11 protein-coding genes are annotated in these 11,345 nt (G+C 65.7%); 3 read left to right on the top strand and 8 right to left on the bottom strand.

The features are described 5' to 3' along the window. Positions 1-91 precede the first annotated feature (91 nt). From pheS to rpmI, 3 genes are all read right to left on the bottom strand, one after another. Entirely contained in the window at positions 92-1,102 is a 1,011-nt protein-coding gene (gene pheS / locus LRK53_RS06760) for a phenylalanine--tRNA ligase subunit alpha (RefSeq protein ID WP_027493823.1), read from the bottom strand. A gap of 140 nt (positions 1,103-1,242) precedes the next feature. Continuing rightward, positions 1,243-1,602 carry a 50S ribosomal protein L20 gene (gene rplT, locus LRK53_RS06755; RefSeq protein WP_027493824.1) on the bottom strand — a complete coding sequence of 120 codons (360 nt, stop codon included), beginning with the start codon at positions 1,600-1,602 and terminating at the stop codon, positions 1,243-1,245. A gap of 11 nt (positions 1,603-1,613) precedes the next feature. Further along, positions 1,614-1,811 carry a 50S ribosomal protein L35 gene (gene rpmI, locus LRK53_RS06750; protein WP_007512063.1) on the bottom strand — a complete coding sequence of 66 codons (198 nt, stop codon included), beginning with the start codon at positions 1,809-1,811 and terminating at the stop codon, positions 1,614-1,616. Positions 1,812-2,140: 329 nt separating this feature from the next. On the opposite strand from rpmI, the gene LRK53_RS06745 reads away from it, so the two are divergent. Continuing rightward, positions 2,141-2,665, top strand: coding sequence for a winged helix-turn-helix domain-containing protein (locus LRK53_RS06745; RefSeq protein WP_235642338.1), 525 nt, complete (start codon positions 2,141-2,143; stop codon positions 2,663-2,665). Next, entirely contained in the window at positions 2,616-3,206 is a 591-nt protein-coding gene (locus LRK53_RS06740) for an IS630 family transposase (RefSeq protein WP_338109854.1), read from the top strand. Before LRK53_RS06745 ends, LRK53_RS06740 begins: the two co-directional genes overlap by 50 nt. Positions 3,207-3,268: 62 nt before the next feature. Here LRK53_RS06740 and infC read toward each other — a convergent pair whose 3' ends face one another. Next, a complete protein-coding gene (gene infC, locus LRK53_RS06735; protein ID WP_304412458.1) occupies positions 3,269-3,793 on the bottom strand; it encodes a translation initiation factor IF-3 in 525 nt (174 codons plus the stop codon). A gap of 44 nt (positions 3,794-3,837) precedes the next feature. Further along, positions 3,838-5,739, bottom strand: a complete 1,902-nt coding sequence (thrS, locus tag LRK53_RS06730; RefSeq protein WP_027493687.1) for a threonine--tRNA ligase — start codon at positions 5,737-5,739, stop codon at positions 3,838-3,840. Between the two features lie 251 nt (positions 5,740-5,990). Here thrS and LRK53_RS06725 point away from each other — a divergent pair, with 251 nt between their 5' ends. Further along, positions 5,991-6,998, top strand: coding sequence for an NAD-dependent epimerase (locus LRK53_RS06725; RefSeq protein WP_235642580.1), 1,008 nt, complete (start codon positions 5,991-5,993; stop codon positions 6,996-6,998). A gap of 114 nt (positions 6,999-7,112) precedes the next feature. Here LRK53_RS06725 and LRK53_RS06720 read toward each other — a convergent pair whose 3' ends face one another. From LRK53_RS06720 to map, 3 genes are all read right to left on the bottom strand, one after another. Continuing rightward, complete coding sequence (locus tag LRK53_RS06720) at positions 7,113-7,562, bottom strand: CopD family protein (RefSeq protein WP_235642579.1); 450 nt, start codon at positions 7,560-7,562, stop codon at positions 7,113-7,115. A gap of 60 nt (positions 7,563-7,622) precedes the next feature. Continuing rightward, a complete protein-coding gene (gene glnD / locus LRK53_RS06715) occupies positions 7,623-10,256 on the bottom strand; it encodes a [protein-PII] uridylyltransferase (RefSeq protein WP_027493686.1) in 2,634 nt (877 codons plus the stop codon). 123 nt (positions 10,257-10,379) lie between these two features. After that, positions 10,380-11,144 (bottom strand): type I methionyl aminopeptidase, encoded by a 765-nt coding sequence (gene map / locus LRK53_RS06710; RefSeq protein ID WP_027493685.1) that lies wholly within the window; start codon positions 11,142-11,144, stop codon positions 10,380-10,382. Positions 11,145-11,345: the final 201 nt, after the last annotated feature.

Genomic DNA, 11,345 nt, shown 5'->3' with positions numbered 1-11,345 from the left:
TCCGGGATTCGAGATTGGGGATTAGGGATTCGGAAAAGCGGGAAATCGAGGCTCTTGCGAATCCCGAATCCCCAATCCCGAATCCCGTTCCTCAAGCAAACTGCCTGAGGAAACGCAGATCGTTCTCGAAGAACGCGCGCAGGTCGGAAACGTCGTAGCGCAGCATCGCGAAGCGCTCCACGCCGAGGCCGAACGCGAAGCCGGTGTAGCGCTCCGGGTCGATGCCGCAGTTCTTCAGCACGTTCGGATGCACCATGCCGCAGCCGAGCACCTCCAGCCAGCGGGTGGAGCCGTCCTCGGCGTCCCAGCGAATGTCCACCTCGGCCGACGGCTCGGTGAACGGGAAGTAGCTGGGGCGGAAGCGCATCTCGAAGTCGCGCTCGAAGAACGCACGGATGAACTCGGCCAGGGTGCCCTTGAGGTCGGCGAAACTCGATGTCTCGTCGACCAGCAGACCCTCGATCTGGTGGAACATCGGCGAGTGGGTCTGGTCCGAGTCGCTGCGGTAGACCTTGCCCGGCGCGATGATGCGGATCGGCGGCTGGCGGCCGGCCATCGCGCGGATCTGCACCGGTGAGGTATGCGTGCGCAGCAGACGGCGGTCGCCGCTGCCTTCGCCAGCAACGTAGAAGGTGTCATGCATGGCGCGCGCCGGGTGATGCGGCGGGAAATTCAGCGCCTCGAAGTTGTGCCAGTCGTCCTCGATCTCCGGGCCGTCGGCACGCTGGTAGCCGAGCCGCGCGAAGATCGATGCAATGCGCTCCAGCGCACGGGTGATCGGATGGATGCCGCCGCGCTCGCCGTCGCGGCCCGGCAGCGAGATGTCGATCGTCTCGGAGGACAGTCGGTGATCGAGCTCGGCCTGCTCCAGGCTCGCCTTGCGCGCCGCCAGCGCGCCGGCGAGGCGTTCCTTGACAAGGTTCACCTCGGCGCCGCGCGCCTTGCGCTCATCCGGCGCCAGCGCGCCCAGTGCCTTCAGCGCGGCGGTGACGATGCCGCTCTTGCCCAGCAGGCCGACGCGCAGCGCATCGAGCGCCTCCAGCGTGTCGGCCCTGTCGATGTCGGCCAGCGCCTGCGCGGCGCGGCTGTCCAGGTCATCCATCGATGCGGTTCCGTATGAAGTGCACAGAAACAAAAACGGGGAGAAGGCTTTGGCCTCCTCCCCGCGAACGTTCGCTCTTTTGAAGAGTGCGGCCATGGATGGCCGCTCCTGATCTTCGCGATCAAGGATGAGCGTACAGACTACGCCGCCAGACTGGCCTTCGCTTTCTCGGCGATCGCGCCAAACGCCTTGATGTCGTGCACGGCGATATCCGCGAGGACCTTGCGGTCGACGGTGATGCCGGCCTTGGAGAGGCCATTGATCAGGCGGCTGTAGGACAGCCCGAACATGCGCGCGGCGGCGTTGATGCGCACGATCCACAGCGCACGGAACTGGCGCTTGCGCTGCTTGCGGCCGATATAGGCGTACTGGCCGGCCTTGACCACGGCCTGGTTGGCAACGCGGAAGACCTTGCGGCGGGCGTTGTAGTAGCCCTTGGCGCGGCCGATGATTTTCTTGTGACGACGACGGGCGGTGACGCCACGCTTTACACGAGCCATGGTCTATCTCCTCACAAGTACGGCAGCATGCGAGCCACGCCCGGGGCGTCGCACGCCTTGAGGTGGTTCGGTGCACGAAGACCACGCTTCTGCTTGGTCGACTTCTTGGTCAGGATGTGCGACTTGAACGCATGGCCGCACTTGATCTTGCCCGACGCGGTCTTGCGAAAACGCTTCGCCGCCGCCCGGTTGGTCTTGATCTTGGGCATGGGATTGCTCCTTGTATGGGGTCCGCCCTGCGCGGGCAGCTCCGGTTTCTGACTGATCTGGCGGTGGCGGCGTCCCGGAGGACCTGGCCACGCTTTCCGTCCTGCCATGATCGGTGCACGACCCTTCCAGGCGGGTCGAACCCGTAATCATACGGGTTCAAAAAGCCAAACACCAGCACGAAGTGCTCACGATGGCCTCCTCTCCCTTCGGGAGAGGATTGAGGTGAGGGTGCGGGGCTTGCCCGCAGCTCATGGAAACGATGCTTCATACCAACTTGCGTTCAATAAACTAGATATACTCTTGCCATCGCCTGGAAGGGAGATGGCAAGTGAAGACACTGATCGGCAACGACAAGGCCACGGTGAAGCGACTGGCGGAGCGACTGAAGCAAGCCGGATCGCATCGCGAGTACCAGCGAATCCAGTGCGTGCTGCTACGGGCCACACTGGGGAGCTCGGCGCAGGAGATTGCCCAGATCCTGGGATGGTCGGCGTCGACCGTCCATACGATCCATTCGCGCTGGGCCAAGGAAGGTGAGGCGATCTTCGCGCTGAACGAGCGTGGCGGCCGCCATCATCAGTACTTGAGCGAGGAAGAGGAGAAGGCACTGCTGGAGCCGTTTGTGCGACAGGCCGAGATGGGTGGGATGTTGCGTGCCTTGGACATCCGGCAGGCATATGCGGCACGGGTCGGCAAACCGGTGGCGCTGTCGACAATCTATCGCCTGTTGGAGCGGCATGGTTGGCGCAAGGTGATTCCACGGCCCCGCCACCCGAAGGCAGACGTTTCGGCCCAAGCGGCATATAAAAAAACTGCGGCGCTGCGTTCGCGCCGAGGTCGCGCGTCAGGCTAGGTGCGGTCGCCCGGTTCGCTTGATGTTCCAGGACGAGGGGCGGTTTGGCCTGCTCGGCTCGCCACGGCGATGTTGGGCGCCCTCACCGACACGTCCTGTCGTGGGGGCGCGGCTGGAACGTCAATACATCTACGCCTTCGCCGCCGTGAGTCCTCACGACGGCGTCCTCGACAGTCTCATCTTGCCGTGGGTCAATGCCGAGGCCATGTCCCTGTTCCTGGCCGAAGTGGCCGGTCGCCATCCTGGCGAGTTCATTCTCATGGTCATGGATCAAGCCGGCTGGCATCAGGCAAACGCCCTGGTCGTTCCCGACTCCATGCGCCTGGTGTTCCTTCCCCCCTATAGCCCCGAGCTCAACCCAGCCGAGCATCTCTGGAAGGCCTTGCGCGAGCAAGACTTCGGCAACGAGGTCTTCAAGAACCTCGATGCCGTCGAAACGACCCTAGCCGGCGGATTGCGCGCACTGGAAGTCGATCACGACCAAACCCAGTCTTTGACCGGCTTCAAGTGGATAACTTCTATATCATTGAACGCAAATTAGTATCAAGCCCTGCGACGCGAAGAGCATCGCCCGCGAGCGGGCTCCTACCAAAGGCGACCGGCTTACTTCTTCTTCGGCCCGATCATCATGACCATCTGGCGCCCTTCCAGCCTTGGGAACGACTCGACCTGGCCGTTGTCGCCGACGTCTTCCTGGATCTTCTTGGCCAGGTTCTGGCCAAGGTCCTGATGGGACATCTCGCGGCCGCGGAAGCGGATGGTGACCTTGACCTTGTCGCCCTCTTCCAGGAAGCGGAGCATGTTGCGCAGCTTGATCTGGTAGTCGCCCACGTCCGTGACCGGACGGAACTTCACTTCCTTGATCTCGACCTGCTTCTGCTTCTTCTTGGCGGCCTGCGCCTTCTTCTGGGCTTCGAACTTGAACTTGCCGTAATCCATGATGCGGCAGACCGGCGGGTCGCCGTTCGGCTGAATCTCGACCAGATCCATGCCTGCTTCCTGCGCCAGGCTGAGCGCCTCGTCACGGCTGAGGATGCCGAGCTGTTCCGAGTCAGCGCCGATCACGCGTACACGCGGCACGCGGATTTCCAGGTTACGACGATTGCCCTTGTTGTCGGTGGTAGCGATACCACGATCCTCCAGAAGAAGTAATGAAACAGACCGCCCGGCGCTCAGCGCCGGATTTCGGTCTCCAGTCGTTCGACGAAGCCGGCCAGCGGCATGCTGCCCAGGTCCTCGCCGGAACGGGTACGTACAGAAACGGCACCCGTTTCCCTCTCACGATCACCGACCACGAGAAGATAAGGCACTTTCTGCAGCGTATGCTCGCGGATTTTATAGCCGACTTTCTCGTTGCGCAAATCCGATTGTACCCGGAAACCTTTGTCGACAAGGGCTTGCGTCACTTCCCGAACGTAATCGGCCTGCGCATCGGTGATATTGATCACCACCGCCTGCACCGGGGCCAGCCAGGCCGGCAGCAGGCCGGCGTGATGTTCGATCAGGATGCCGATGAAGCGCTCCATCGAGCCGACGATGGCCCGGTGCAGCATCACCGGATGCCGCTTCTGCGAGTGCTCGTCCACGTATTCGGCGCCCAGCCGCTCGGGCATCATGAAGTCGACCTGCATGGTACCGACCTGCCAGTCGCGACCGATCGAATCCTTCATGTGGTACTCGATCTTGGGGCCGTAGAACGCGCCCTCGCCCGGCAGTTCGGTCCACTTCACCCCGGCCGCGGACAACGCGCCGCGCAGCGCCGCCTCGGCACGATCCCACACATCATCGTCGCCGATGCGCTTGTCCGGCCGCAGGGCCAGCGCAACATCGATGTCGTTGAAACCGAAGTCGGCATACACCTGCATGGCCTGGCGGTGGAACTCGGTGACTTCCGATTCAATCTGCCCGGGCGTGCAGAAGATGTGGCCATCATCCTGGGTGAACGCACGCACACGCATGATGCCGTGCAGCGCGCCGGACGGCTCGTTGCGGTGGCAGCCGCCGAACTCGCCGTAGCGCAGCGGCAGGTCGCGGTAGCTGCGCAAGCCCTCGTTGAAGATCTGCACGTGGCCGGGGCAGTTCATCGGCTTCAGCGCAAACGTGTGCTTCTCCGATTCGGTGAAGAACATGTTCTCCTTGTAGTTGTCCCAGTGGCCGGACTTCTTCCACAGCGACACGTCCAGCACCATCGGGCAGCGCACTTCCTGGTAGCCGCTCTTCCTGTACACGCCGCGCATGTACTGCTCGACCTGCTGCCAGATCGCCCAGCCGTTCGGGTGCCAGAACACCATGCCCGGGCTCTCTTCCTGCTGGTGGAACAGGTCGAGCTGCTTGCCGATCTTGCGGTGGTCGCGTTTCTCGGCCTCCTCCCGCTGGTACAAGTAGGCCTTCAGGTCCTTGTCGTTGAGCCACGCGGTGCCGTAGATGCGGCTGAGCATCGCGTTGTTCGAATCGCCGCGCCAGTACGCACCGGCCACCTTCATCAGCTTGAACGAATGCAGCTTGCCGGTGTTCGGCACGTGCGGGCCGCGACACAGGTCGGTGAACTCGCCCTGCGAATACAGCGACAGCTCCTGGTCCGCCGGGATGCCCTCGATGATCTCGGCCTTGTAGCTCTCGCCGATGCCGCGGAAGAACGCCACCGCCTCGTCGCGCGACTTCACACTGCGCGTCACCGGCAACTGCTCGGCCACGATCTTGTGCATCTCCGCCTCGATCTTCGGCAGGTCGTCCGGGGTGAACGGGCGCTCGTAGGCGAAGTCGTAATAGAAGCCGTTGTCGATCACCGGGCCGATGGTGACCTGCGCGCCCGGGAACAGCCGCTGCACGGCCTGGCCCATCAGGTGCGCGGTGGAGTGGCGCAGGATCTCCAGCGCCTCGGGGCTCTTCTCGGTGACGATCTGCAGGCTGGCGTCGTGCTCGATCGGGAAGCCGGCGTCGACCAGCTTGCCATCGACCTTGCCGGCCAACGTGGCCTTGGCCAGGCCGGCGCCGATCGAGGCAGCCACGTCCTGCACGGTGACGGGGTGGTCGAACGGCTTCTTGCTGCCGTCGGGTAGCGTGATTTCAATCATGGGGCTTCTCTGGAAAAGCAAAAAAGGGCATGACGCCCTTTCTTTGTCAACGAAGGCGTGGTGGCGGTCAGTGGTGGAAGCAGGTAGTTGCCATGTCGCACACTCGGCCGGCGCGCAGCGCGGGCCACCTCAGATCTCGCGGGTGATGCCGAAACGCTAGTTTAGCCCGGATGGCCTGTCAATCCACGCCCGACGCAACCTGACCGGCCGGGCCCGACGATACAATGCCGTCGATCTTCCGAGGACACTCCATGCGCATCCTGGTCACCGGCACCGCCGGCTTCATCGGCGCCGCCCTGGCGCAGCGCCTGCTGGCGCGTGGCGACGTGGTGCATGGCATCGACAATCACAACGACTACTACGACCCGGCGCTGAAGGAAGCCCGCCTGGCACGCTTCATCGACCACCCGGACTATACCCACCAGCGCGCCGACCTGGCCGACGCCGCGGCAGTGGACCACGCCTTCGCCACGTTCCGGCCGCAACGGGTGGTGAACCTGGCCGCGCAGGCCGGCGTGCGCTATTCGCTGCAGAACCCGCGCGCCTATGTGCGCAGCAACCTGGACGGCTTCCTCAACGTTCTCGAAGGCTGCCGCCACGGCAAGGTCGAGCACCTGGTGTACGCCTCGTCCAGCTCGGTCTACGGCGCCAACCGCAAGCTGCCGTTCGCGGTGGAGGATGCGGTCGATCACCCGGTCAGCCTGTACGCAGCCAGCAAGAAGGCGAACGAGTTGATGGCGCACAGCTACAGCCATCTCTATGGCTTGCCCACCACCGGCCTGCGCTTCTTCACCGTGTACGGGCCGTGGGGCCGGCCGGACATGTCGCCGATGCTGTTCGCCGACCGCATCAGCCGCGGCGAGCCGATCGACGTGTTCAACCACGGCCACCACAGCCGCGACTTCACCTACATCGACGACATCGTCGAGGGCGTGATCCGCACGCTCGACCACCCGGCCGAAGCGGACCCGGCCTACGACGCCGAGCGGCCGAACCCCGGCACCTCGAATGCGCCGTACCGCGTCTACAATCTCGGCAACGACCAGCCGGTGCAGCTGCTGCGCTTCATCGAATTGCTGGAACAGCACTTCGGCCGTACGGTGGGAAAGCGCCTGCTGCCGATGCAGCCCGGCGACGTGCCGGACACCTGGGCCGACGTGTCGGCACTACGCCGCGACGTGGGCTACGCGCCGGATACCTCGATCGAGGACGGCGTGGCCAAGTTCGTGGCGTGGTACCGCGAGTACTTCAACCGCTGAACGCAGGAGCCCGCTGGCGGGCGATGCTTTTGGAGCCGGGATTCGGGATTCGGGATTCGCAACGGCAAAAGCATCGCCCGCGAGCGGGCCCCTACAAGCGATGGGACGCTGGCTTCAGAACGGCTTGGCGAGCACCAGCCAGATCACGGCCAGCAACAGCAGCACCGGCGGCTCGTTGAGCCAGCGTAATGCGCGCGATGACGGCAGTGCGCCGCCCTTCTCGCTGCGCTTGAGCATGCGCCCGGCCCACACGAAATACGCCAGCAGGACGGCGACCAGGGTCAGCTTGGCGTCGATCCAGTGCGTGCCGGCGGTCACGTCGGGCAGGGACTGCGGAAACACCCGCCAGCCCTGCCACAGGATCAGCCCGAACAGGAAGGCGATGCCGAACATGTTGTGGCCGAACTTGTACAGCCGCCGCCCCATCAATTGCAGCCGCGCCAGCACCGCCGGTTCGTGCGCCGCCTCGGCGATGTTCACCAGGATCCGCGGCAGGTAGAACACCGTGGCCATCCAGGCGATGACGAACAGCAGGTGCAGGGACTTGATCAGCAGGTAGGTCATGGTGAAACCGCATAGCCGCTGCAGGGCGCAGCGCCCGCGATGATAACGCGGCGCCCCCGCTCAATTCCGCGCCGGGCCGATCCGTTCCTGCAGGGCCTGCAGCAGGCGTTCCTGCAGCACCTCGTCGAGCGGTGCATCGTGGCAATCGGTGAGCTGGAAGAAATCCTCCACCCGTTCGCCGAAGGTGGCGATGCGTGCATCATGCACGCGCACGCCGATAGCCAGCATCACCTGCGCCACCGCGGCCAGCAGGCCGGGACGATCGGCACCAACCAGCGCCAGCTGGGTGCGGTCGCCGGCGGCGTGGAAACTGATCTGCGGAGCCATCTGGAAATGCTTCTGGTGGCGCGACATGCCGCGCTTGCTCGGCTGCACGCCGGCCGACTGCGCCAGCGCACGCTGCAACCGTTGCTGCAGCTCCTCCGCCCGCGCCGCGCTCACCGGCTGCTGGCTGTCCGCGTCGAGCAACAGCAGGGTGTCCAGCGCCATTCCGGTCGGCGAACTGAGGATGCGCGCCTCCACCACCGAGAAACGCAAGCGATCCAGCACTGCGGTGATGGTGGCGAACAGGCCGTCGCGATCGGGCGTGTAGACGAACAGCTCGGTGCTGCCGCGCACCGACAACGGGTGCACCGCCACCAGCGGCAGCGCGCCGTGCGCCCGCAGGATCGCCGCGGTCTGCCAGGCGATCTGTTCGGGTCGGTGGCGCAGGAAGCTGAGCTGTGGGAAGTCGGCCCAGATCCGCGCCACCTCGGCTTCGGCATGCCCCTCGTTCAGCAGCAGCGCCAGCGCGTACTCGGAGCATTCGCGCACGCGCGCGCCGATATCGCGGGGCAGCTCCACGTCGCTGCGCAAGGCGTAGCGGGTACTGGTGTACAGGTCGGCCAGCAGCCGGTCCTTCCAGCCGTTCCACAATCGCGGACTGGTGCCGATGATGTCGGCGATGGTCAGCAGATACAGCTGGCCGAGCCGCTCGCGACTGCCGACGACTTGCGCAAACCGGTGCACCACCTCCGGGTCGGTGATGTCCTGACGCTGCGCGGTGGTGCTCATCAGCAGGTGCCAGCGCACCAGCCAGGCGACCTGCTCGACGTCGCCCGGCGGCAGGCCCAGCCGGCTGCAGAAGGCGCGCGCATCCTGCTCGCCCAGCACCGAGTGGTCGCCGCCGCGGCCCTTGGCGATGTCATGGAACAGCCCCGCCAGCAGCAGCACTTCCGGCACCGGCAGGCCGGCCCAGATTTCGCAGCCCAGCGGAAATTCGCGCTGCGCCGCCGGGTCGGCAAAGCGCGCCAGGTTGCGCAGCACGCGCAAGGTGTGCTCGTCGACCGTGTAAACGTGGAACAGGTCGTACTGCATGCGCCCGAATACCTTGCCGAACGCGGGCAGGATCGCCGCCAGCAAACCGTGCCGGTTCATCCGCCACAACGCCTCCACCGCCGGCGCGCCGCGGCGCAGCAGCCGCAGGAAGACGGCCAGCACCTCACCGTCGTCGGCCAGCGCATCGCCACGCGCGGCGGTGGCCTGGTGGATGCGACGCATGGTGTCGGCGCTGAAGCCGACCACGCCGGGCTGGTCCATCCGGGCGATGAAGATTTCCACCAGGGCGGCCGGCCGGCGCATGAACAACTGCGGGTCGACCGCCGCCAACCGCTTGCCGTAACGCACGAAATCGGTGCCCACCGGGGCCGCTTCCTCCGGCGGTTCCAGCATCTCCTCGAAGCGTTCGGCCACCTGCACGCCGAGCCGCTCGACCTGGCTGGCGGCGCGGTAATAGCCCTGCATGAACTGCTCGACGCCCAGATTCTTCGCGTGTTCGTCCTCGAAGCCCAGCCGCGCGGCCAGCGCACGTTGATAATCGAACAGCAGGCGCTCCTCGGGGCGCCCGGCCTCCAGGTGCAGCGCATAGCGGTAGCGGCGCAGCACCGCCTCGGATTGCTCCAGCACGGCCTGCTCGGCGGGGTCGAGCAGGCCTTCGGCCACCATGTCGGCCAGGTCGTCCGCATGCGCCAGCCGCCGCCCCATCCAGCGCAGCGAGTCGAGCGTGCGCAGGCCGCCGGGGCCGTCCTTGAGGTTGGGCTCCAGGTTGTAGGCGGTATCGTCGTAGCGGGCGTGCCGCGCATTGCGCTCAGCCAGCCGGGCGGACAGGTAGGCCGGCGCCGGCCACAGCGCCGGATCGTCGACGATGGCCTTGAGCCGCGCATCGAACGCCGCATCGCCGGCCAGCCGGCGCGCATCCAGCAGGCTGGTGAACACGCTGGCGTCCTGCGCGGCCAGCGTGCGGCACTGCGCGGCATCGCGCACCGCGTGGCCGACCTTCAGGCCGACATCCCACAGCGTGGCGAAGAATTGCTCCAGCGCGCGCAAGCGCGCCGGTTCCGGTGCCTGCACCAGCGCCAGCAGGTCCACGTCCGAATACGGAAACAGCAGACCGCGGCCAAAGCCGCCAACGGCGAACAGCGCCGCTCCGGTCACCTCGCCGAGGCAGGCGGTCCACACGTGCGCCACGACGCGCGCCACCGAGTCGCCGCGCCGCCGCGCCAGTGCACTGGCATCGGCGCCGTCGCGGAACGCTGTGGCCAGCACGCGATCGACGTCGCCCAGCAGCTGCCGCAACGCCTGCCGCGCCTCGGCCGAAACGCCCGAGCGCGGCACGGCCGTCGGCAGACGGGGCAAGGGCGGAAGCACGACGCTCATCGGCGGAGCCCGGGACGGTGGAGAAGGATCACCAGTCTGCCACGCCCCCTCGGGCAAATGCCGCACCCTGGCGGCAGCGCCGCCCTTGCGAATCCCGAATCCCTGCTCCCGAATCCCGGCTCTTCAGGCATCCGGCCAGGGCGTGAGGATCTCGAAGCCGTCGTCGGTCACCGCGATGGTGTGTTCCCACTGCGCGGACAGCGAGTGGTCCTTGGTCACCACGGTCCAGCCGTCCGGCAGCTGACGGGTCTGCGGCTTGCCGGCGTTGATCATCGGCTCGATGGTGAAGGTCATGCCCTTCTTCAGTTCGACGCCGATGCCGGGCTTGCCGTAGTGCAGCACCTGCGGCTCGTCGTGGTAGACCTTGCCGATGCCGTGGCCACAGTATTCGCGCACCACCGAGAAGCCGGCCGCCTCGGCATGCTGCTGGATCGCATGGCCGATGTCGCCCAGCGTGGCACCCGGGCGCACCGCCTGGATACCACGCATCATCGCCTCGAACGTGGTGTCGACCAGCCGTTTGGCCAGCACCGAGGGCGTGCCGGCGATGTACATGCGGCTAGTGTCGCCGTGCCAGCCGTCCTTGATCACGGTGACGTCGAGGTTGACGATGTCGCCGTCCTTGAGCACCTTGCCCTCGTTCGGGATGCCGTGACAGATCACGTGATTGACCGAGGTGCACAGGGTCTTGGGGAAGCCGTGGTAGCCGACGTTGGCCGGGATCGCCTTCTGCACGTTGACGATGTGCTCGTACGCGCGCCGGTCCAGTTCCTCGGTGGTGACGCCCGGTTTGATGTACTCCTTGAGCATCGCTAGCACTTCGGCGGCCAGCTTGCCGGCGACGCGCATACCTTCGAGGTCGGCGGGGGATTTGAGGGTAATGGCCATGGATTCCACTCATATGGCGGCAAAAGCTGCGAAAATCCAGCAACTTGCCGCACTGCCGGCGCACCGGCTACAATTTCAGAGTTTTGCAGACCTGACAGGCCGTCTTGACGGCCCGGCCAGCGCAAAGCGAATGGGAATTGTAACCCTCCGCGGTACAACACCCAAACCAACGCCACACACGCATCGGCACCGCCTTCGGGG

The organism is Rhodanobacter thiooxydans (assembly GCF_021545845.1).
In the GTDB taxonomy this organism is placed as follows: Bacteria; Pseudomonadota; Gammaproteobacteria; order Xanthomonadales; family Rhodanobacteraceae; genus Rhodanobacter.
The sequence above is the reverse complement of the archived record's forward strand: the minus strand, read 5'-3'. Positions and strand labels throughout refer to the sequence as shown.

Coding starts and splice junctions, on each gene's coding strand:
- pheS (WP_027493823.1), bottom strand. CDS start 1,102: ATGGATGACCTGGACAGCCGCGCCGCGCAGGCGCTGGCCGACATCGAC.
- LRK53_RS06720 (WP_235642579.1), bottom strand. CDS start 7,562: ATGACCTACCTGCTGATCAAGTCCCTGCACCTGCTGTTCGTCATCGCC.
- rplT (WP_027493824.1), bottom strand. CDS start 1,602: ATGGCTCGTGTAAAGCGTGGCGTCACCGCCCGTCGTCGTCACAAGAAA.
- thrS (WP_027493687.1), bottom strand. CDS start 5,739: ATGATTGAAATCACGCTACCCGACGGCAGCAAGAAGCCGTTCGACCAC.
- rpmI (WP_007512063.1), bottom strand. CDS start 1,811: ATGCCCAAGATCAAGACCAACCGGGCGGCGGCGAAGCGTTTTCGCAAG.
- glnD (WP_027493686.1), bottom strand. CDS start 10,256: ATGAGCGTCGTGCTTCCGCCCTTGCCCCGTCTGCCGACGGCCGTGCCG.
- LRK53_RS06725 (WP_235642580.1), top strand. CDS start 5,991: ATGCGCATCCTGGTCACCGGCACCGCCGGCTTCATCGGCGCCGCCCTG.
- map (WP_027493685.1), bottom strand. CDS start 11,144: ATGGCCATTACCCTCAAATCCCCCGCCGACCTCGAAGGTATGCGCGTC.